General features: G+C 61.8%; 21 protein-coding genes (1 of these 21 only partly in view). 11 read left to right on the top strand and 10 right to left on the bottom strand.

Annotated elements, in window-relative coordinates; genetic code table 11:
• From ssb to JO965_RS21615, 4 genes are all read right to left on the bottom strand, one after another.
• Positions 1-375 carry the 5' portion of a single-stranded DNA-binding protein gene (ssb, locus tag JO965_RS21630; protein ID WP_203441045.1) on the bottom strand. Its footprint begins 123 nt before the window's first position, so only the first 375 of its 498 coding nucleotides appear in the window; it begins with the start codon at positions 373-375; its stop codon lies off the left edge, out of view.
• Between the two features lie 238 nt (positions 376-613).
• Positions 614-889, bottom strand: a complete 276-nt coding sequence (locus JO965_RS21625; protein ID WP_203441044.1) for a hypothetical protein — start codon at positions 887-889, stop codon at positions 614-616.
• 34 nt (positions 890-923) lie between these two features.
• Positions 924-1,337, bottom strand: a complete 414-nt coding sequence (locus JO965_RS21620) for a hypothetical protein (protein WP_203441043.1) — start codon at positions 1,335-1,337, stop codon at positions 924-926.
• 5 nt (positions 1,338-1,342) lie between these two features.
• Positions 1,343-1,945 carry a hypothetical protein gene (locus JO965_RS21615; RefSeq protein WP_203441042.1) on the bottom strand — a complete coding sequence of 201 codons (603 nt, stop codon included), beginning with the start codon at positions 1,943-1,945 and terminating at the stop codon, positions 1,343-1,345.
• 290 nt (positions 1,946-2,235) lie between these two features.
• On the opposite strand from JO965_RS21615, the gene JO965_RS21610 reads away from it, so the two are divergent.
• The 3 genes from JO965_RS21610 to JO965_RS21600 are packed head-to-tail and all read left to right on the top strand — an operon-like array spanning position 2,236 to position 5,362.
• Complete coding sequence (locus tag JO965_RS21610) at positions 2,236-2,532, top strand: hypothetical protein (protein WP_203441041.1); 297 nt, start codon at positions 2,236-2,238, stop codon at positions 2,530-2,532.
• Entirely contained in the window at positions 2,529-4,364 is a 1,836-nt protein-coding gene (locus JO965_RS21605; RefSeq protein WP_203441040.1) for an AAA family ATPase, read from the top strand. The genes JO965_RS21610 and JO965_RS21605 overlap by 4 nt, the downstream gene beginning before the upstream one ends.
• Positions 4,361-5,362 carry a metallophosphoesterase gene (locus JO965_RS21600; protein WP_203441039.1) on the top strand — a complete coding sequence of 334 codons (1,002 nt, stop codon included), beginning with the start codon at positions 4,361-4,363 and terminating at the stop codon, positions 5,360-5,362. The genes JO965_RS21605 and JO965_RS21600 overlap by 4 nt, the downstream gene beginning before the upstream one ends.
• A gap of 134 nt (positions 5,363-5,496) precedes the next feature.
• Here the strand turns inward: JO965_RS21600 and JO965_RS21595 are convergent, their stop codons facing one another.
• A complete protein-coding gene (locus JO965_RS21595; protein ID WP_203441038.1) occupies positions 5,497-6,147 on the bottom strand; it encodes a hypothetical protein in 651 nt (216 codons plus the stop codon).
• A 362-nt stretch (positions 6,148-6,509) separates the two neighbouring features.
• On the opposite strand from JO965_RS21595, the gene JO965_RS21590 reads away from it, so the two are divergent.
• The 3 genes from JO965_RS21590 to JO965_RS21580 all read left to right on the top strand — a co-directional run bounded on the left by JO965_RS21590 (position 6,510) and on the right by JO965_RS21580 (position 9,694).
• Positions 6,510-7,175 carry a trna delta -isopentenylpyrophosphate transferase gene (locus tag JO965_RS21590; RefSeq protein WP_203441037.1) on the top strand — a complete coding sequence of 222 codons (666 nt, stop codon included), beginning with the start codon at positions 6,510-6,512 and terminating at the stop codon, positions 7,173-7,175.
• Between the two features lie 94 nt (positions 7,176-7,269).
• Complete coding sequence (locus JO965_RS21585) at positions 7,270-9,459, top strand: ATP-dependent RecD-like DNA helicase (protein WP_203441036.1); 2,190 nt, start codon at positions 7,270-7,272, stop codon at positions 9,457-9,459.
• 67 nt (positions 9,460-9,526) lie between these two features.
• Complete coding sequence (locus JO965_RS21580; protein ID WP_203441035.1) at positions 9,527-9,694, top strand: hypothetical protein; 168 nt, start codon at positions 9,527-9,529, stop codon at positions 9,692-9,694.
• Here the strand turns inward: JO965_RS21580 and JO965_RS21575 are convergent.
• Positions 9,691-11,520 (bottom strand): glycosyltransferase, encoded by a 1,830-nt coding sequence (locus JO965_RS21575; protein WP_203441034.1) that lies wholly within the window; start codon positions 11,518-11,520, stop codon positions 9,691-9,693. The two genes, JO965_RS21580 and JO965_RS21575, sit on opposite strands and share 4 nt — an antisense overlap.
• Before the next feature lie 67 nt (positions 11,521-11,587).
• On the opposite strand from JO965_RS21575, the gene JO965_RS21570 reads away from it, so the two are divergent.
• Entirely contained in the window at positions 11,588-12,466 is an 879-nt protein-coding gene (locus JO965_RS21570; RefSeq protein ID WP_246776645.1) for a transporter substrate-binding domain-containing protein, read from the top strand.
• A gap of 105 nt (positions 12,467-12,571) precedes the next feature.
• Positions 12,572-14,305, top strand: coding sequence for a lysine--tRNA ligase (locus tag JO965_RS21565; RefSeq protein WP_203441032.1), 1,734 nt, complete (start codon positions 12,572-12,574; stop codon positions 14,303-14,305).
• Between the two features lie 6 nt (positions 14,306-14,311).
• On the opposite strand, the gene JO965_RS21560 is transcribed toward JO965_RS21565, so the two are convergent.
• On the bottom strand, positions 14,312-14,944 hold the full coding sequence (locus tag JO965_RS21560) for a helix-turn-helix transcriptional regulator (RefSeq protein ID WP_203441031.1): 633 nt from the start codon (positions 14,942-14,944) through the stop codon (positions 14,312-14,314).
• A 154-nt stretch (positions 14,945-15,098) separates the two neighbouring features.
• On the opposite strand from JO965_RS21560, the gene JO965_RS21555 reads away from it, so the two are divergent.
• Together JO965_RS21555 and JO965_RS21550 are read left to right on the top strand one after the other, a co-directional pair.
• The gene (locus JO965_RS21555) at positions 15,099-15,443 is read left to right on the top strand and encodes a DUF952 domain-containing protein (protein ID WP_203441030.1); all 345 of its coding nucleotides are present in this window, start codon (positions 15,099-15,101) and stop codon (positions 15,441-15,443) included.
• Entirely contained in the window at positions 15,440-16,525 is a 1,086-nt protein-coding gene (locus tag JO965_RS21550; protein WP_203441029.1) for a quinone-dependent dihydroorotate dehydrogenase, read from the top strand. The genes JO965_RS21555 and JO965_RS21550 overlap by 4 nt, the downstream gene beginning before the upstream one ends.
• A gap of 6 nt (positions 16,526-16,531) precedes the next feature.
• Here the strand turns inward: JO965_RS21550 and JO965_RS21545 are convergent, their stop codons facing one another.
• Together JO965_RS21545 and JO965_RS21540 are read right to left on the bottom strand one after the other, a co-directional pair.
• A complete protein-coding gene (locus JO965_RS21545; RefSeq protein WP_203441028.1) occupies positions 16,532-17,875 on the bottom strand; it encodes an MATE family efflux transporter in 1,344 nt (447 codons plus the stop codon).
• Between the two features lie 17 nt (positions 17,876-17,892).
• Entirely contained in the window at positions 17,893-18,156 is a 264-nt protein-coding gene (locus JO965_RS21540) for a DUF6460 domain-containing protein (RefSeq protein ID WP_203441027.1), read from the bottom strand.
• 95 nt (positions 18,157-18,251) lie between these two features.
• On the opposite strand from JO965_RS21540, the gene JO965_RS21535 reads away from it, so the two are divergent.
• A complete protein-coding gene (locus JO965_RS21535) occupies positions 18,252-19,193 on the top strand; it encodes an alpha/beta hydrolase (protein WP_203444302.1) in 942 nt (313 codons plus the stop codon).
• Here JO965_RS21535 and JO965_RS21530 read toward each other — a convergent pair.
• Complete coding sequence (locus JO965_RS21530) at positions 19,190-19,861, bottom strand: response regulator transcription factor (protein ID WP_203441026.1); 672 nt, start codon at positions 19,859-19,861, stop codon at positions 19,190-19,192. The two genes, JO965_RS21535 and JO965_RS21530, sit on opposite strands and share 4 nt — an antisense overlap.
• Positions 19,862-19,870 lie beyond the last annotated feature (9 nt).

Below are 19,870 nucleotides of genomic sequence, written 5' to 3'. Positions count from 1 at the left end.
ACTATACTCCGAGGCGCCGCCGCCGCGGCTGTCCAGGATCGTCAGCTCACCCCGGAACCGCTGCAGCACCACCTCGGTGGTGTACTTCTCCTGGCCGCTCTGGTCGGTCCACTTGCGCGTCTGCAGCTGGCCCTCAACATACACCTTCGAGCCCTTCTTCAGATACTGCTCCGCCACCCGCGCCAGGTTCTCGTTGAAGATCACCACCGAGTGCCACTCGGTCTTCTCCTTGCGCTCGCCCGTGCCCTTGTCCTTCCACGTCTCCGACGTGGCAAGCCGCAGATTCACCACCGGCTCCCCGTTCGACAGACGCCGCACCTCCGGGTCCCGCCCCAGATTGCCCACCAAAATCACCTTGTTCACAGATCCAGCCATAACGGCCTCTCCACTTCATCTCTCCTGAACGGCTGAAGCATCAGCGATGCCACACGTTTTCAGGTCGGTTGCACACTCCTGCCCGATGAGAGGCATCGCCTATTGTTCTATCTTTGTTCTATGCGAAACACAAGGGGAGGCGTACAGGCGCCTGCAGGGCGTTCGTCGAGTGAGTAGGACCATGAAACGGGGCGTCGATGTCTCGACGCTCCCCGTTTCGTTTTAGGCAGATTAGGTGTTATTCCGCAGCCTGGAGATACACCACCTTAGACTGCTCGCTCTGAATCTCGCGCAGGGTGCGCGCCATATAGGTCAGCTGCTCGATTGCCTTGTTGAGGTCGAGCTTGGTGCCGTCCTCAAGATCGTAGGCCTGACGGCCCCGATAAAGCCGATTGACTTGGCCCTCCATTTCGGCGGCAGCCTCGCGGATGCGGCGAACGAGGTTATCGGCAATGACATTGGCATTGTCATCGACAACGCAGAAGCCGACATCGCTTGCGCGGACCTTGGCCATCGAGTGATACCTCTTCTTGTTTTCTTGTTGCGTCTCAGGCGACGGCCCGCTGTCCATGCTCTGCATAGACGCCGAGTCGGCGCGCCAGGGAATGTTTCGTCACGGGTCCCACCCACGGCAGCGTTGCGAGAAAGCGCAGCTTGTCGGGACTCGTATTGTAGTCTTCGAACAGGCGCTCGCGCTCGTGCCAAACCCTATCGATCGCTTCAGCCTTTGCTGGGTGACGTAATCCAACTCGAGCCGTCGAGGCGAAGGTAAGCGCGCGCATGCAGCGCTCAAATGTGCGGCGGCCGACGCCTGGCGTCACGCTTGCGTGGCAGATCGCCTCGATGATGTACTGCGCGAACTCATCCGCCGTTTCAGGAAGCATTGTCTCCGTCCCGGCAATGTCTCCCTGAAAAGCCCTCGCGCCATAGCGCATCGTCTCTTCAAGTCCAAAGTTCGGCATTGATCTCACCGTATGGTCCAGGCTGCCTGAAGCAGCTGGACAAGCTTCGTCCCGGTCTTTCGAATCCGACGCTGTGCCCGCCATGGAAGGTCGGCTTCCCGCGCCAGGCTCGGGCGTTCGGGACGGTTGCGCGGTTTCTTCAGAAACAGGCGCCCTCCTGTTTGGGGACATATGCGCCATACATCCTCTGGGCTCTGAAAACCTTGACCGTTCAACGGTTTCTGAGAAGGGCGCGGCTCAACGAAGATGGGATTTGCACCCTGCGAATGCAAGGTCCGCGGGATCAGCGGAACGGGGTTGGATCCCTTTGTAGCCTTCGGCCAGGACGCAATCTCTCTGCGGGCCATCTTGAGGGTTTGCGCCAGCTCCGCGCCTGTCGCGACACCGTAAACGGAAGCGGCACGGGAGAAGGCTTCGGAGAACGGCTGCATGGCACACCAGCTCTTCTCGGCCATATGCAACGGCCATGTCCACAGACCGTCCTCCCGGCGCTGTCCAAGGCTCTCGCGGTCGATGAAGTAGCCGGTTCGCTTGTGCTCAAGACCGCTTTCGATCACGAGCCATTCCTCGTTCTCGAAGATCGGTCGTTCTTCCGTCATGACGGTCATCGCGGGATCCTTTGATGCGGTGAGGCGCGGCTGCCCTAATGGCGTCACATCCACGACGCATACAGAGGATGCGAACAAATGAAGAACATAGCCTCAATGGCCTCTGTGTCAAGCAAAGTCCGCAGGTCAAGTCTGTAATCTTGGAGTAACCGATACTATGTGGAGGATCAGATGCCAGGATTGAAGAGATCGCCTCCGATCCCGTTCAAAAAGAGGCAAAGTCGTTGCGACGAAATATCGCTGGCGATAACTGAAGCTCGACCATTCCAACACAGCGGATTCGCCACGCCATGACCAATCTGACCCGCCTCGAAACGGACCAGCTCCGGCGCCTGGAGGAGATGCGCAAGACCTACGACAAGCTTCGGGCAGAGCGGATCCGGGCGGAAGGCGAGGCCGAGCGTCTCGCGCGCGAACTCGAAGAGGTCCGGGCCCTCGCTCTGTCCGAATTCGGCACCGACGATGAAGGCCAGATTCAGGCTCTGATCGAGGATGCGCAGGCCCGCAATGCCAAGCTTGCCGACGAATTCGGTGCGGCTTTGCGCGAGGTTGAAACGCGTCTCAAGCAGATCGGAGACGAGCGTTGATCGGGCCCTCCATGGATCACGATGTGACGCGGGCGGAAGCGTCGCTCGCCCGCCTCGAAGGACGACGTGATGGCTTGCGGACCCGTCGCGAGGAGCTGACGCGCGCGATCGAACTCGCCAAGGGCCGCCTTGCCGTCAAGGACGAGGTGGAAGCCTTCATCGAAGCGGTACACGGCTCTGCCAGCCGTCGCAGTCTGTCCGCCTTTGAGACCTTGCTGACGGCTTTGGTGCAGGAGGTTCTGCCGGGCGAAAAGCCGGTGGCCTTGGATCTCTCGACCGAACGCGGCCTGGCTGCGCTCGATATCTGCGTGCGCCGCGCGGACGGCTCCCTGGAGGATGTGCTGGAGGACAATGGTGGCGCGCTGACCAACGTAGTCGGTATGGCGCTGCGGCTCATCGCGGTGGTCAAGGCGGATGTCGCCCGCTTCCTCGCCCTTGATGAGGCGGATTGCTGGATCGCGCCGGATCGCGTCTCGTCTTTCTATCGGGTGCTGGAGGACGGCGCCGCACGTCTTGGCGTGCAGTGTCTCGCTGTTTCGCACCACGACCTGTCCCAGTTCTCGGGCAAGTTCCACATCGCGCGCATCGTCGGCGAACCTGCCTCCGGGGTGACGGTCGAGACCTCCGATACCAGGGCCGCCTGGAACGATGAACAGCCGGGCCTGCGCTTCATCAGGCTCATCAACGTGCAGGCCTATCAGGATGCGACGCTTCACTTGAACCCTGGGGTGAACGCGCTGATCGGCCCGAACAACCGTGGCAAATCGACCTTCATCCGTGCGCTGCGCGCCGTGTTCTATGGCGAAGCGCGCGATAGCCTCGTCCGCGCAGGAACGAAGGCGGCGAGTGTCGAGATCGGTGTTGCAGGCAACAGGATTTTGCGCTTCACGCGCCAGCCCCGTCGATCGCCGGTCAATATCTGGTCGCTGCATGAAGCCGATGGCTCCGTCGTCGAGGAGCAGGGCATGCGCTACGAGACCGGCGGACGCAACGTTCCCGATTGGGTCGCCGATCTCATCCGCATCCGCAAGGTGGAAGATCTCGACGTTCACATCGCGCACCAGAAATTTCCCGTGTTCCTTCTGGGTGAAACGCCGTCGCGCCGTTCCGCCGTTCTGTCGATCGGACAGGAGGCCGGCTATATCCGCGACATGCTCCTCATCCATCGCGAGCGCTGCCGGCGCGACAACGATCTCGTGCGTAACGGCGAGCGAGAGCTGATTGCACTCGGCGAGACGCTCGAAGGGCTGAGGGAGCTCGATATTCTCAAGGAGAAGCTGGTTGCTGCTCGTGAACATGCGGAGAATCTCAAGACGGTCTCCGCACACCTGCAGAGATTGCAGCAGCGCGCATCGCAGCTTGCGGAATTCAAGGGCTTGCTGGGCCGGGCACAGACGCGGAGCAAGATCACTGAGCAACTGCCCGGCGCGGAGAGGCTGACGGATCTTACGCGTCGGATCGAGCGCTCCCGTGAGCGTGAGCGCCTCGGAGAACGCATGCTTCGGCTCAACCGTGATCTAACCCGAAGCAAGGCGCGTCTGACGGCATTGCAAAGCCTGCCCCATTCGGTGCCCGACCTTGAAAAGACTTCCTCGGCACAAAACATCCTGAAGCGTATGAATGATCTTAGCAGTGCGTCTCTGCTGGCTCAAAGCCGGATTGCGCAGGTCGACGAGGGAATCACATCCGTTCAGATCGAGATGGCGCGGCTCATCGAGGAAACAGGCGGTCAATGCCCCACCTGCGGCTCGCCGGTGAATCCGGAAAACCTGTTGGACCATCACGCCCATTCCTCTCATTCCTCCACGCCGACGGAGCGGCTGACCGCATGATCCTGTCCGGAGATCGTCTTCCCGCGATCCAATGCAACGGTATCCTCGTGATCGGGGACCCGCATGTGGGCTCACGACGTCCGGGGCGGCGCAAGGATGTCGTCTGGCCTCAGGCCGTACTCGGCAAGCTCGAGCGCTGCGTCGCCATCGCCAACGAACGGCAGCTTGCGGTCGTGATCCTGGGCGATCTGTTCGACCGGCCGGTCGAGACCGATGAAGCACTCAAGAACCAGCTCATCCGCGTTCTCAAAGGCTTTCGCCATCGGCCCATCGTCAATGTCGGCAATCACGATATCCAGCACACGACACTCACCGACAGCGACTCGCTGGCACTGTTGGGCTTATGCGATGTGGTCGATGTGGTCGCGACATCGGCTCCCGTGACCGAGTTCCAGGTCGGCACACAGCGCATCGGCATCGGCATGACTCCTTTCGGCCAGGCGATCCCGACCGATGCGCGCGGCTCCTTCTCCGGCGTCGATCTCCATGCATGGTTCAGCCATCACGACATTGCCTTTGACGGCGGCTATCCGGGAGCGGTGCCGCCCTTTGCCGTCGAGGGCTGCGATGTTCTGATCAACGGGCACATTCACAAGGCGCAGAAATCCATTCTGGCCGGCCGGACGCGCTGGATGAATCCCGGCAATATCACGCGCCAGTCCGTCGATCTCGTGAATCATGTTCCACGCGCCTGGATCCTGGATGTTGGTGGCGAACTGACGCCGCAGGCGCTGCCGTTCGAAAGCAATGTCTTCGATCTGACCGGACGTGTGGTCGACGCGGCCGACGGTGATGTCGTGGCGCAGGAGATCGAGAGCGCCTTCGTCACTTTGCTACAGGCTGAATCCTCGACGGAGCTGAAGCGCAGTGGCGACGGATCCATCATCCGCGACGAGATCGAGGCGAAGTTCGCGGCTGACGATACGCCGGATGCGGTGCGCGCCATCGTGCGCTCACTTCTCGGCGAGGCGGTGGAGCGCCACGCCGCTCAGTCTTAGCGCATCGTGCGGACCCAGAGGGCCACGTCAGTGAAAAGTGGATCCGGTTTTCGCTGACGCGGCCCTTCGGGTCCGCACCCAACGATGCGCTCTTCAAAGAGTGGAGCATCGGACCCAAAAGTGGGTCCGATGCTCTAGAAAGCAAACGGATCGGTGTAGGGCAGGCGGCGACGGCGCACCTGCGTTTCCGGCAGAATGGGGCGGCTGATATCGACCGCGATCAGTCCCTCGCAGGCCAGCGCGAGAATCGCCGCCACGCCATCCTGCGTGTTCATGACGGCGCTGGCGCAATCCACCAGCCGCATGGTTCCCATCTCGTCGAGCTGATGCAGAGCGCGCACCCGGTCGCCAGCCGTCACAGGTGTGCGTTTGCAGGCCATGATGAGGCGCATGGTCGTGAAGCGCGGCTCGGCCCGGATGCTGGCCGCTGTCTCAATGAGGAAGGGCTTGCCGTCCGAAGAGGTGATGCCATGGATAGCTGCGGCACGTAGCGGATGGTTCAGCAGGTCGTCATCCGTCATCACGTCGACCAGATAGGCCGTGCCATCCCTGACGATCTCGAAGTCGGCCACATGTTCGACGGTCTCCTCGCCGATGACAAAGGTGGCCGGATCGGCGGGCGCGCGCAGGGATTCCACTTCGGCATCCAGTTCGCAAAGCGCGAGATAGTCCGCGATCAAAGCGTTGCGCGTGAGTGGCATGGAAGGGCGCTTCTGCGCCCGGCGTGTTCCCGGGCGGCGGGCAGGGCGCCGGTCCGAAAGGTCGAGGAGCGCTTGCGCGGACATCGGAGCCTCCAGCTTGGCTTTTCAAAAAGACGGCCAGGCCACCCAGCATTCCGGTAGCTCATAACCTCACTATGTGATGAGAACATATATAGAACGATATGATGGAGGTCAAACTTTCGGCGGCTCTCGAAGACAGGATGTCACCGCACCATCTTAAGGCTCAGCTTCACGTCCTTAGGACAAAATAGCGCATGATTTAAGTGACTGATAAATATGGAGATATTTCTCCATCGCGCGCGCGTAAAAGTGGACCAAGAGCCCTAAATTTGGTATAGAACAAACAACGAACGCGCCTGCCGAGACAAGGCTGCGACAAGAGCGCGTCACCGATTTGCGGGCCTCTGAGAAAGTTAGGATCGAGGATGAATACGACGGACAAGAAGATTTCCGAGGTGCTTGCGAAATTCGGCGAGCCGATGGCCGGGAACGTCTGGCGCGTCCAGGGCACGGCCGTCATCTATCACAAGACCCTCGAGCGTATCGCCGCCCAGGCGAAGGTCGTCTTCGACGAACCGAAGATCATTCGCGCCGAGCGCGACGAGGCCGTGATCCAGGTGACCGGCCATATGGGCGATCGCGTCGAATGGTCGATCGGCGAGGCGCTGATCGGCGTGAACTACCGCGTCTCCGGCAAGCAGGCGGCCTATGTCTATGCCATGGCCGAAAAGCGCGCGAAGGACCGTGTGATCCTCAAGCTCATCGAGCTGCACGGCTATGTCTATTCCGAGGAAGAGGCCGACGAGTTCAAGCAGGGCCGTCCAGGCTATGCCGATCCGCATGTGGAACTTGAGAAGACCGAGCCGCAGAAAGGCAAGGTTGAAGTGACGGCTACCGAGGGCAAGATCGAGGATGATCTGAAGGCGAAGATCAAGAAGGCCAAAACCATCAATGCGGTCACGGACCTGATGCTCCATGCCGACACGCAGAAGATTCTCGCCGATCTGCCGGAAGGCATCCGCGACGAGATCCGCGACTTCGCTAAGGCGCGTCTCGTTGAACTCGGCTGGCCGACCAAGAAGGCAGCCTAAATTTCGCTGCGATCATGGACGAGATGACTTGAAAGTCATCTCGTCCATTTTTCTTCCCGCGGAAGCGTCCCGGCGCTCCTGGTCTTTCTGATCGATGCCGAAATCCTCCGCTCTCACTGCGGCCAGTCAGGACGCTTTATCCCTCTCCGAACACCTCGTCGGCTCCATCGAGCGTGTGACATTTCACAATGATGAGACCGGCTTCTGCGTGCTGCGCGTCAAGGCGCGCGGGCACCGCAAGCCCGTCGCCGTTGTCGGCCATGCGCCATCGGTCGCCATCGGCGAAGTCGTCGAGGCGAGCGGTGAGTGGTTACACGATCGCAATCATGGTGTTCAGTTCAGTGCCAATGAGCTGAAGACCTCGGCCCCGGCGACCGCAGAAGATCTCCAGCGCTTTCTCGGCTCCAGTCTCCTGAAAGGTGTCGGTCCTACACTTGCGCAACGGCTTATCACTTCCTTCGGATCGCGCATTCTCGACGTCATCGAGAAGAAGCCGCACGAGCTGACCCGCGTACACGGCATCAGCATGGCGAGGGCGCTCAGCATCGGCGAGGCCTGGGCCGAGCATCGCGCCCTGAAGGACATCGCGACCTTCCTCAATGCTCATGGGATCGGCGGCTTTCTGCTCACGCGCATCTACCGCGCCTATGGCGTCGGAGCCATCGACATCATCTCGGCCAATCCCTACCGGCTTGCCCTCGACATTCCCGGTTTCGAATTCACGCTGGCCGATCAGGTCGCCATGCAGCTCGTCATCGCGCCGACGGCCGACATCCGGCTACAGGCCGGGCTCACCAATGTTCTATCCGAGGCCGTGAAGGAGGGACATTCCGGGTTGCCGGCCGAAGCGCTGTTGCAGCAGGCAAGCGTTCTGCTTGAAGTGCCGAAGGCTCAGCTAGCACCGGTGCTCGATGCGCAATGTGCGGCGGGCCAGCTCGTCGCCGACGAGCTCGATCGACATCGCTGCATCTTTCTCAAAAGCCTTTACGGCGCCGAGCTTTTCATCGCGCAGCGTCTGAAGGAAATCGCGCAGGGCTTCCACCCCTGGCGCGGGCTCGATCCCGCGCAGGTGGTCGCTGAAGCCGAGGCCGCCACGGGCGTCTTCTATTCGGTCAGTCAGCGCGAGGCGCTCATCGCCTCCTGTCAGGCGAAGGTGCTTGTCGTCACTGGCGGTCCGGGTGTCGGCAAGACCACGCTCATCCGGAGCCTGACACATCTGTGCACGAAGCATGAATTGCAGGTGGCTCTTTGCGCGCCGACCGGGCGCGCGGCAAAGCGACTGGCCGAGAGCACAGGCTTTCCCGCCAAGACTGTGCACCGGCTTCTCGAAGCCTCCGAGGGCGGGTTCCGGCGCAACGCCAAGGCGCCACTCGACTGCAACCTCCTCGTGGTGGACGAAGCCTCGATGCTCGACATCCGTCTCATGGCGGCGGTTCTTCGCGCCCTGCCGGATGAAGCCTGCCTGCTCCTCGTCGGCGACGTCGATCAGCTTCCCTCCATCGGTCCCGGGCAGATTCTCTCCGACATCATCGCTTCCGATGCCGTCCCGATCGTGCATCTGAAGGAGGTTTTTCGGCAGGAGCGGGAAAGCCGCATCATCACGGTGGCTCATGCGATCAATCGCGGCCTCGTGCCCGATCTCTCGCACCAGCCGGACTCGGATCTCTATTTCGTCGAGGCCGACACGCCGGCCGATGCGATGGCAAAAATGACGATCCTGATGCGTGACCGCATCCCGAGAAAGTTCGGTCTCGATCCCGTGCGCGACGTGCAGGTGCTGTGCCCGATGAATCGCGGGCGGCTCGGAACGCATATGCTGAACGGCGAATTGCAGCAGATCTTCAATCCGCCAGGGCCCGAGAGCCTGCACCGCGCCGGCTGGATCTATGGCCCCGGCGACAAGGTCATGCAGGTTCGCAACGACTATGATCGGGACGTCTATAACGGCGAGGTCGGCATCGTGCGTGAAGTGAACCGGGATCACGGGGAACTCACGGTCGCCTTCGACGATCGGCTCGTGGTCTACACCCTCAAGGAGCTCGACGAACTGGCGCTCGCCTATGCGGTGACGATCCACAAGGCGCAAGGGTCGGAATATCCGGCGGTGATTATCCCGGTGGCGCTGCAGCAGGCTTCCATGCTGCGGCGCAAGCTCCTTTATACGGGCGTGACGCGGGCGAGCCGCCTCGTCGTCCTGGTCGGAAGCCGCGCCGCCTTGGCCCAGGCTGTTACGCACGAGGAAGAACCGCGCCTCTCCAGGCTGCGGAACTGGTTGCAGGCCTGAACTCTTTTCCTTGACGCGAGGGGCCTCTATATTGGGTCTCTCGCAGCGCCTTTTGGGACAAGCAGGGATGAGCGTCGAGACTGGACAAACCGATCAGCAGGAACGGCGGGCCCGTATGGGGCTTATCGCCGGCGCAATCCTGTGTCTTGTCGTGTCCGGCGGTCTCCTGTGGTGGCGCCACGGTGGCGCGGTCTTCAACGATCTGGTGCTGACGACGCTCGCCTGGTGCTTCTAAACCAATCCGCTTCGAGAGGTCCGGGCGTGTCCATGGCTCGTCTTGTTCCATCGGAATGTCGCTGTCGCCAATTCCCATAAGCCTCTCCAGGCAGCGACGCTCACGAGCCCGTAATAGAACGGCAGCAGCAGCACCCAGGGCAGAAGCCGCCAAAGACGGCGCCTGTGCAGGGCGAATATTGCCGGAATGGTGATTGCGGCTGCACCATAGAAAAACAGCGTCAGACTGTAAGCACGACCGGCGACTTCCCAGTGCGAGGTATGCAGGTCGGGCGATCCGAAAAGCCACGAACCTAAGAACAGTACGGAAAAGAGCGGATAAACCAAGGCGCTGAGCACGATGCCCCAGGTCAGGACGAGAGCGCCATAGAAGCGCCAGATGCCCAATTGCCGGAGCAGGACCCAAGGCTTGCGCGAATGACTGGTCGCAGTCTGGACAAAGCCTTTCATCCAGCGGGTTCGCTGCCGCATCCAGGCCCTTAAGGTGCCTGGTGCCTCTTCGAGCGTAGAAGAAGGGAGGTCCTGCACCTGATATCCAAGCCGCGCCAGTCGAATACCGAGATCAGCGTCCTCGGTGACGTTCCAGGCATCCCAACCAAAGATGTTTTTCAAGACAGCTGTGCGGAAGTGGTTCGAAGTGCCGCCCAGGGGGACAGGGCTTCCGATATCTGCGAGTCCCGGATTGAACACATCGAACAGCGCCGCATACTCGATGGTGAAGAGCCGCGTGATCCAGGAATCGTCCGTATTGTCGATGGTTAGGCGCGCCTGAAGGCAGGCGACGTTTCGCGGCAGGTTGGCGAACCGGGACACGGCCAGACGCAATTGGCCGGAATCCGGCACGTCTTCGGCATCATAGATGACCGTATAGCGGCCCCGCGCCAGAGGCAGGGCGACGTTGAGCGCCCGCGGCTTGGTACGGGGCTCGCCCTTGGGTGCGACAATGATCTCGACATCGCCTGGCAAATCGATGGCTCGAAGGGCCTCCTGCGTCTCCTCATCGTCAGCTTCGAGCACGAGCTTGATGTCGAGCTTGGCCGCGGGATAATCGAGCCGCGACAAGGCATGGATGAGACGGGCAGCGATCCGCTTCTCCCGGTAGAGTGCCGCAATGATCGTATAGACCGGCAGATCGGCATCCTCGGCGCGGGGCGGCAGGGTTTCCGGTTCGACGGGGTTCTTCAGGAACGAGGCCGCGAGCCGCAGAACGATCATGCCCAGGAACAGAGGGCCCAAAGCCGTGCCTATGATCGCGAGAGTGACCCCGGGAGCGTGGCCGATTCCGAATGAGATCGGTGTCAGAACGGTGAAGAGAAGGGCGAGCTGCGCATAGCTGACATCGGTTGCCAGATCAGGAGCCCTTTCGGCCAGATCCGAGGCAGCCCGATGGGCGATCCACCGGGCTTGCGCGCGAAAGACCGCGTCTCTCAGCCGTGATGGCGAACAGATCGCAACTGGCCGGCCCTTGGGCCACGTGCTGAAAAGACGAGCGAGTGCTGCGCCGCGAGGCGCCATCACAAACCCGGATTTCGTACCGGCCAAGGGAGCGATGCCCGTCAGGATGCTGTTGGGATAATCAGACGAGCGTGACAGGCGAGGGGCTGCCAGAAAAGGCAGTTGGAGTTCGGCGGCAAGGGCGCGGTAGAAATCGTCCTCATGAACGATGTTATGCTTCAGCAGAAATTCGTCGGCCGATACACCGGCGAATTCGGCGAGGATCGCGGCTTGGCGTAATGTTTCCGGCGAGTACCCGTGATGAGCCAGAAAGCCGATCTCGATCGGCAGCGCTGTTGACTGTGGACGCCTCTCCGCTAGACCCTGCCTCATGAGCACAGGGCGCTTTCGGAAAGTCGTCTTGATGGGTGCCGGGCCACGTGCAAGAGAATATCGGTTTATGGTTCGAGATATCGTTACATTGGTCGCGCGCTTCCCATCGAAGATCAAGCCCTCCGGGTTCATCGGGGCCGCCTTGTCGCTGCTTTTGGCGTCGAGCCTCGCTCAAGCTCAGGCCGTGAACATCCCGAACTTCTGGGATCCAAGAACGCAGCTTGAGCGGCCGGACCTGCCGACGACCCGCACGATCCGCTTTCTCGTCGACGATGATTTCCCGCCGCTTCATTTCCCGGGTCTCGATGGCGGCCCAACCGGATTTTCGGTGGAGCTTGCCCGCGCCGCCTGCGAGCGCCTGGGCCTCACCTGCACTATTCAGGTCCGCCGCTTCGACATGCTGCTCGATGCTCTGAATGAACGGCAGGGCGATGTGGTGGCTGCAGCCATTCCCGTGAATGCGGATTTGAGGCGGCGCTTCGCCGTCACGTCCCCGTATTTCAAGATTCCGGCGCGCTTTGTCGTGCGCAGGGACCGCAATCAGCCGGCTCCCGACGCCAAGACGCTTCAGGGCAAGACCATCGGTGTCGTCGGCGGCACGGCCCATGAGGCCTTCGCGAAGGCCTTCATGGCGGGCAGTACCCTCAAGCCCTATCCGGAGGCAGCCGCGGCTCAGGCTGCCCTTAAGGCAGGCGAGGTCGACTACCTGTTTGCCGATGGTCTGGGTTTTGCTCTCTGGATAGGGGGAGAGGAGGCTGGCGGGTGCTGCGACTTTTCCGGTGGTTCTTATCTGGAGAGCCGCTTTTTCGGTGAGGGGATCGGCTTCATCACCCGCACCGATGACGATGCTCTGCGCCGTGCCCTGGATTTCGCCCTGCAGCAGCTTTGGAAGGAAGGAAAATACGCGGAGCTTTATCTGCGCTTCTTCCCGATCAGCCCATTCTAGGCGTCCCTTTACCTCGGACCAGACAGGTTTACCGCATTGACCCTAACGGGTCTCATCCCTAGTGTGCCGCGCTTCTGGAAGCATTTTCCTGCAAGCACTAGGCCCATGTCCCGACCCCTGACCCTCGATCCTGCCCTGATTGAAGCCGCCCAGACCGCCAATGCCTGGCCTTTCGAGGAGGCGCGCAAGCTCGTCGAGCGGCTCAAACGGACGGGAAAGAAAGAGGCTTTGTTCGAGACGGGCTACGGTCCCTCGGGCCTGCCGCATATCGGCACCTTCGGGGAGGTGGCCCGCACCAGCATGGTGCGCCATGCCTTCCGGGTGCTGACCGGAGACAGCATCCCCACGCGCCTCGTCGCCTTCTCGGACGACATGGACGGCCTGCGCAAGGTGCCGGACAACATCCCGAACAAGGAACTCGTGGCCTCTGCTCTTGGCATGCCCCTGACCCAGGTGCCAGACCCGTTTGGCACCCATGAGAGCTTTGCGCATCACAACAATGCACGCCTGCGCGAATTCCTCGATGCCTTCGGCTTCGACTACGAATTCATGTCCGCGACCGAGTGCTACAAGGCGGGGCGCTTCGACAAGACTCTGCTCACGGTGCTCGAGCGCTACGATGCCGTGATGGCGATCATGCTACCCTCGCTGCGCGAGGAGCGTCAGCAATCCTACTCGCCCTTCCTGCCGGTCCACCCGAAGACTGGCATCGTCATGCAGGTGCCGATCGACGAGCGGAAGCTCGACGCCGGCACCATCGTCTGGCGCGATCCCGATACCGGCGAGCGCTTTGAGACGCCGGTGACGGGCGGTCATGCCAAGCTGCAATGGAAGCCTGACTGGGCCATGCGCTGGGTGGCGCTCGGCGTCGATTACGAGATGGCCGGCAAGGATCTGATCGACAGCGTGAAGCTCTCAGGCGAGATCGCCAAGGCGCTCGGCGGCCTGCCGCCGGACGGGTTCAACTACGAGCTCTTCCTGGACGATAAGGGCCAGAAGATCTCCAAGTCGAAGGGCAATGGACTGACCATCGACGAGTGGCTGACCTATGGCACGCCGGACAGCCTGCGGCTGTTCATGTTCAACAAGCCGCGTGAGGCCAAGAAGCTCTACTTCGACGTCATCCCGCGGCAGGTGGACGATTATCTGACCTTCCTGGAGAAATATCCGGCGCAGGATGCCAAGGCGCGTCTGATGAATCCGGTCTGGCATCTCCACGCGGGTGAGCCGCCGGCTCCCGAGCTGGTCGCCTCCGGCGGCGCCAACCAGCCTGGCACGACGATTTCCTTCTCCATGCTGCTCAACCTAGTGGCCGTGGCGAATTCCGAGGATCCCAACGTGCTGTGGGGGTTCATCCGCCGCTATGCACCGGGCGTCTCGCCGGAAACCCATCCGCGCCTCGACAGCCTGGTAAAGCGCGCCGGTCGCTATTTCGAGGACTTCGTGAAGCCGCAGAAGGCGTATCGTCTGGCGGACGAGGTCGAGGCGGCTTCTCTACGCCGGCTTGAGGAAGTGCTCGGCTCCTTCGAGACCGGAGAGCGGCCCGCGACCGCGGAGGCGATCCAGGAAGAGATCTACAATGTGGGCCGGGCCGAGCCGCGCTATCAGGATCTCAAGGCCAAGGGCGCGACGCCCGAGCGCCCGGGCGTATCCATCGAGTGGTTCAACACGATCTATCAGGTGCTTCTGGGTGAGCCCCGCGGCCCGCGCTTCGGCTCGTTCGTGGCTCTCTATGGCGTGAAGGAGACGCGTGCGCTGATCGAAAAAGCGCTCAACGGCGATCTGGTGCGCGACCACGAGACATTCTTGAAGGAGCGCGAAGCCGGCCGCGCGGCTTAAAAGCGCTTACTGCCGTGCCCACATGATCCGGGCGGCCCAGGAAATCTCTTCCGCCGGGATCACCTGGTCTTCCTGGTCCTTGGCGAGGGACGTCATCTCCAGGGTCTTGGCCGAGCGGCGCTTGAGCTCCTTGGCCAGGATCTTCCCATCGGTCGTGCATACGACGATCCGGTCGCCCTTGCGGGTGCTGGCGGTCGGCGAGACGATGAGGATGTCGCCGTCACGGTAGAGAGGCGCCAAGCCATCGCCCGTGACTTCGAGGGCGAAGACCTTCTCCTGCCCGAAATCGGGGAATTCGATCTCGTCCCAGCCCGGGCCTTCGCTCGGCATGCCTTCTTCGTTGAAGATCTTGCCGGTTGCTGCTTCTTCCATGCCGATCAGCGGGATCATGGATCGGCGTAAAGAGCCTGAGGGTTCGACGAGGCGGAGGAAATCCTCCAGGGTCGCGCCGGTGGCTTTCAGGATTTTCGAGATTGACTCCGTGGAGGGCCAGCGCTCTCTGCCCTCGGGACTCACGCGCTTCGATTTATTGAAGCTGGTCGCGTCGAGACCAGCCTTGCGAGCCAGTCCTGATGCGGTCATGCCATGACGTGATGCCAACGCATCAATAGCAGCCCACACGCGCTCGTGAGATAACATCGGACTAACCTTCGCTAGGAGCGAAATAAATGAAAGCGAACCTATAATTAGGAATTAAGTGTACTCGAAACCTGAGACAACTACCAACAGACTATTGAGACAATATGTCTAATTTGGGTTGCTCCTGATGTGACGCAAGGCTAGCGAAGACTTCATGCACATTATTTATAAAATCTGCCCCGCTTTTCTTTGGCGGGAGGCTGAAAAAGCCGGATCCTTCGAAGGAGCACCCGTCGATATCCAGGATGGGTACATCCATTTTTCAACGGCAAAACAGGTCCGCGAGACGGCCAAGAAGCACTTTTCCGGGCAGGACAATCTGCTGCTGATCGCCATCGATGGCGATTCGCTGGGCCAAGCCCTTCGCTACGAACCCTCCCGCGGCGGTGACCTATTCCCGCATCTCTATGCTCCGCTATCCCTCTCTGCTGTCCGCTGGGTGAAGCCGCTGCCTCTCGGCGCGGATGGGCAGCACATTTTTCCGGATCTTCCCCGATGATCGGCGCTCTCTTTTCCCTGGCCAAACCCGCTCTCCATGCGCTCGATGCGGAGACCGCGCACCAACTGACGATCCGTGGATTGTCGCTGATGCCCATATCGCCCGCGCCCGCGGACGATGCGCGACTGTCGGTCAATGTGCTGGACCGGCACTTTCCCAATCCCGTCGGGCTTGCCGCAGGCTTCGACAAGCAATGCGAAGTACCCGACCAGCTTCTCGGTCTTGGTTTCGGCTTCGTCGAACTCGGCGGCGTGGTGCCGAAGCCGCAAGAGGGCAATCCGCGGCCGCGGGTCTTTCGGTTGCCGCAGGATGAGGCCGTGATCAACCGGTTCGGCCTCAACAGCGAGGGGCTCGATGCGGCGCGCCGGCGGCTCGCAAGCCGTCGCGGACGTCCGGGCATCGTCGGCGTCAATATCGGCGCGAACAAGGATTCGACGGATCGCATCGCCGATTATGTTCTGTGTATCGAGCGCCTGTGCGGGTTGGCCGATTTCCTGACGATCAACGTATCCTCGCCCAACACGCCTGGGTTGCGCGACCTGCAGGGCGAGGCGTTTCTCGACGATCTTCTCGCCCGCAGCATGGAGGCGCGCGACAAGGCGGATCAGGGACGCAAGAAGACGATCGTTCTGTTGAAGATTGCGCCCGATATTTCGCTCGACACGCTCGATGCGATCGTCGCCACGGCGCTCAAGCGCGGCATCGATGGGCTGACCATTTCCAACACCACCATTGCCCGGCCCGACAGCCTGAAGGAAAAAGCGCTCGCCACGGAAACGGGCGGTCTGTCAGGCAAGCCATTGTTCGTGCCGTCCACCAAGCTTCTTGCCGAGGCATTCCTGCGCGTCGAGCGCAAGATACCACTCATCGGTGTTGGCGGCATCGATTCCGCACAAGCCGCCTGGGCGAAAATCCGGGCAGGAGCAAGCTTGGTGCAGCTCTATTCGGCCATGGTCTACAAGGGCCCCGGTCTCGTCGGTGAGATCAAGAGCGGGTTGCTGCATATACTCGCGCACGAAAAGACGTCACTGGTGCAAGCACTCGGTAGAGATGCATCGGCGATCGCGCAGGGTCGATTCTGAGGATCTCTATGTTCCGGACATGCTGGCGAAGGTCTTCTTCGCCAATCTGGGATAAAGGGCGAACTGGCCGAGACCTCTTGCACTCAGGAAGGTCAGGAGGGCGATCCAGAGCGCGGTGTTGCCGAGATGGCCCGCGACCAGAAGAATGGCGCCGTAGATCGCAAAGGCGATCATCATGAGATCGCGCATGGACCGGGTCCAGGTGGCTCCCGTGTAGATGCCGTCGAAGGCGAAAGCGGCGGCGCCGAAGAATGGCGTCAAAGCCGCGAAAACCAAGTATTCTCGTGCGTAGGACCGCACCTCCGGATTCGTCGATACGAAGTCGATGAAGAACCCGCCACCGATCAGGAAGATACCCGAAACGGCAAGTCCGAAGCCGAGGCTCCATCCCAGGCTCAAGTTGATGGCGCGCCGGAAGCCGCGCTCGTCCCGGGCACCGATGCTCTGGCCGCACAGGGTCTCGGCGGCGGTGGCGAAGCCGTCGAGGAAATAGCCGCCGATCAGGAACATGTTGTAGAGCACTGCATTCGCCGCGAGCGTGACATCGCCCGAGCGCGCGCCAAGCGCGCTGAAGGTCGCGAAGGCGAGGATCAGCGCCACGTTACGGATCATGATGTCCCGGTTCATGGCGAGCGTCTGCAGCATCGCCGCCCGGTTCAGGACCTCATGCCATGTGACGGCGAGCGGATTGGAGCCGAGACGGCGCAGGACCACGATGCCAAGTCCGACGCCCAGCACTTCCGCCAAAGCCGTGCCGGTAGCAGCACCGGCTATGCCGAGACCGAAGCCGAGCACCAGCGCCATCGTGAAGATGATATTGGCCACATTGATTGCCACCTGCAGCAGCAAACCGAGATCCGTTCGGCCGCGCCCGAGGGTGGATCCTAGGATGACATAGTTCGCGAGCGTGAACGGTGCGGCCCAGATGCGGATGAAGAAATAGGTCGAAAGCGCCTCTGTCACCGCCTGGCTCGCGCCTGCCATGGGAAACGCGACGGCGGCAATGGGCCATTGCAGCAGGATCAGCAGGAGGCCGATAACTCCCGCCACCAGGAAAGCGCGGGCGAGCGTCAGGTCGACCTCGTGCCGGTTGCCGGCGCCGGTCGCCTGGGCAGTCAGGCCGGCGGTTGCCATGCGTAAGGAACCGAAGCTCCAGAACACGAAATCGAAGATCACGGCCCCCAGCGCCACCGCTCCGAGCAGATGCGCCTCGCCGAGCCGCCCGATCACCGTCGCATCGACGAGGCCCAAGAGGGGTGTCGTCACATGCGACAGGGTCATCGGCAGCGCAAGGGCCAGCATGCGGCGATGGGAAATGTCCAGCCGCTGAGCGGTCGGGGAGCCGTCCATGATCAGCCTCGAAAGTCTCAGCGCCGGTTGCTGAACAGGCGGGAAATGAGCCAGAGCGGCACGACGATCACCGCGCCGTACAGGATCCAGCGGCCGACCTTGAGAACCGTCTCCAAGCTGAGATCGAAAACGGAGGCGATCCAGTTGAACAGGCGCTCGATCAGTTCGAACGGCGTGATTTCGTAAAAGGCCAAGAAGGCGCCGACGAGCAGAGACAGGAAAATCAGCCTCACCAGCACAGAGCCGGGAGAGCCGCCGAGAAAACGGTTCAGGTTGGACATGTCCTCATCTCGTCAGAAAGCTTAACTAGACCTGGGTGTTCGCGTGTGCTTCATCGCAAGGGCCGGCGATGAACGCAACCCAATCCGAGCTTCGCATGATCGATCCCGCCCTTTTCGACCCCTCGGCCATCAGCGATGAGATCCGAGCCCAGAACGCTGAGATCGTGGCAAAGCTCGCCGTTCTGCCCGATCCGATGTCCGTGCCGCCGGCCCTTGTGCGGGAGCGGCGGCGCCAGGGGCTGGGGCCTTTCCCTCTGATGCCCTTGAGCGGCAAAGCCCGGACGATCACCATCGATGGGCCGGCCGGTCCGATCCCGTTGCGCATCATCGCCCCGGACAATCCGCGCGGCGTCTATTTCCACATCCATGGCGGCGGCTGGACCTGGGGCACGGCGGATGAGCAGGATCCCTGGCTCGACCGCTTGGCGGAGCGTTGCGGGCTGGCGGTCGTGTCCGTCGAATACCGCCTTGCACCTGAGAATCCCTATCCGGCCGCGCCCGACGATTGCGAGGCAGCGGCCCTTTGGGTCATTCGCGAGATGGAGAGCCGGTTCGGCACTTCGCGCCTGTTCATCGGCGGCGAGTCGGCCGGCGCCCATCTTTCGGCGGTGACGATCCTGCGCCTGCGGGACAGGCATGGCCTGAAGCCGTTCCGAGGTGCTAACCTGTTCGCCGGTTGTTATGATTTATCTTTGACGCCGAGCGTCCGGCATTGGGGCACCGAGCGGCTGATCCTCAACACGAATGACGTGAAGGTCTTCGCCGACAATTTCTGCGGTCATGTCCCTGATCGTCGCGATCCCGACCTCTCGCCCCTTTATGCCGACCTGAAGGACCTGCCGCCGGCTTTGTTCTCAGTCGGCACCAAGGACATGCTCCTCGACGACACGCTCTTCATGGCCTCGCGCTGGGTGGAGGCCGGGAACAAGGCCGATCTCGCCATCTGGCCGGGCGGCTGCCACGTGTTCATCCGCTTCGACAGCGCTCTGTCCGAGCAGGCGCTGTCGCGGATCGATGAGTTTATCGAGAAGCTTTAATCGGCTCCGGCCGGGGAGGGGCGCTGGGTCACGCCGATCTTCGAGGCGGCGATGACGGCCTGCGTGCGGCTGTCGACGCCGAGCTTGTCGAGGATGGCCGAGACGTGGGCCTTCACGGTGGCTTCCGAGACGCCGAGCTCGTAGGCGATCTGCTTGTTGAGCAGGCCCTCGGACAGCATGGTCAGGACGCGCACCTGCTGTGGAGTCAGGGTCCCGAGGCGGCGGACGAGATCGGCGGTTTCCGCATCTTCCGAGGCGGACAGGTCCACATCCGGCGGGGTCCAGGTATCGCCGGCCAAAACTGCCTGGATGGCGCCGCCGATGCTGTCGGTGTCGATGGATTTCGGGATGAAGCCGGAGGCGCCGAAATCCATGGCCCGGCGGATCACGGTGGGCTCTTCCGTGGCGGACACGATCACGACGGGCAGTTCGGGATATTGGGCTCGAAGCGACATCAGGCCGGAAAAGCCCTGAACGCCCGGCATCGTCAGGTCGAGCAGGATCAGGTCGACGTCCCGTTCCTGAGTCAGCGTGGCGTTCAAGTCATCCATGCCGCTCGCCTCGACCACCCGGGCCTGGGGCATGGTGGAGGCGACGGCCTGCCTCAACGCTCCGCGAAACAACGGATGGTCATCGGCAATGATGATCGTGGTGGTTTGACTTTGCACGTGTGCCTT

This window comes from Microvirga sp. VF16 (assembly GCF_016864375.1).
Classification (GTDB): Bacteria; Pseudomonadota; Alphaproteobacteria; order Rhizobiales; family Beijerinckiaceae; genus Microvirga.
The sequence above is the reverse complement of the archived record's forward strand: the minus strand, read 5'-3'. Positions and strand labels throughout refer to the sequence as shown.

Bases quoted from the DNA above. Each gene is read 5' to 3' on its own strand.
- JO965_RS21625 (WP_203441044.1), bottom strand. From the start codon at position 889: ATGGCCAAGGTCCGCGCAAGCGATGTCGGCTTCTGCGTTGTCGATGAC.
- JO965_RS21620 (WP_203441043.1), bottom strand. From the start codon at position 1,337: ATGCCGAACTTTGGACTTGAAGAGACGATGCGCTATGGCGCGAGGGCT.
- JO965_RS21615 (WP_203441042.1), bottom strand. From the start codon at position 1,945: ATGACCGTCATGACGGAAGAACGACCGATCTTCGAGAACGAGGAATGG.
- JO965_RS21610 (WP_203441041.1), top strand. From the start codon at position 2,236: ATGACCAATCTGACCCGCCTCGAAACGGACCAGCTCCGGCGCCTGGAG.
- JO965_RS21600 (WP_203441039.1), top strand. From the start codon at position 4,361: ATGATCCTGTCCGGAGATCGTCTTCCCGCGATCCAATGCAACGGTATC.
- JO965_RS21595 (WP_203441038.1), bottom strand. From the start codon at position 6,147: ATGTCCGCGCAAGCGCTCCTCGACCTTTCGGACCGGCGCCCTGCCCGC.
- JO965_RS21590 (WP_203441037.1), top strand. From the start codon at position 6,510: ATGAATACGACGGACAAGAAGATTTCCGAGGTGCTTGCGAAATTCGGC.
- JO965_RS21585 (WP_203441036.1), top strand. From the start codon at position 7,270: ATGCCGAAATCCTCCGCTCTCACTGCGGCCAGTCAGGACGCTTTATCC.
- JO965_RS21580 (WP_203441035.1), top strand. From the start codon at position 9,527: ATGAGCGTCGAGACTGGACAAACCGATCAGCAGGAACGGCGGGCCCGT.
- JO965_RS21575 (WP_203441034.1), bottom strand. From the start codon at position 11,520: ATGAGGCAGGGTCTAGCGGAGAGGCGTCCACAGTCAACAGCGCTGCCG.
- JO965_RS21570 (WP_246776645.1), top strand. From the start codon at position 11,588: ATGGTTCGAGATATCGTTACATTGGTCGCGCGCTTCCCATCGAAGATC.
- JO965_RS21565 (WP_203441032.1), top strand. From the start codon at position 12,572: ATGTCCCGACCCCTGACCCTCGATCCTGCCCTGATTGAAGCCGCCCAG.
- JO965_RS21560 (WP_203441031.1), bottom strand. From the start codon at position 14,944: ATGTTATCTCACGAGCGCGTGTGGGCTGCTATTGATGCGTTGGCATCA.
- JO965_RS21555 (WP_203441030.1), top strand. From the start codon at position 15,099: ATGCACATTATTTATAAAATCTGCCCCGCTTTTCTTTGGCGGGAGGCT.
- JO965_RS21550 (WP_203441029.1), top strand. From the start codon at position 15,440: ATGATCGGCGCTCTCTTTTCCCTGGCCAAACCCGCTCTCCATGCGCTC.
- JO965_RS21545 (WP_203441028.1), bottom strand. From the start codon at position 17,875: ATGGACGGCTCCCCGACCGCTCAGCGGCTGGACATTTCCCATCGCCGC.
- JO965_RS21540 (WP_203441027.1), bottom strand. From the start codon at position 18,156: ATGTCCAACCTGAACCGTTTTCTCGGCGGCTCTCCCGGCTCTGTGCTG.
- JO965_RS21535 (WP_203444302.1), top strand. From the start codon at position 18,252: ATGATCGATCCCGCCCTTTTCGACCCCTCGGCCATCAGCGATGAGATC.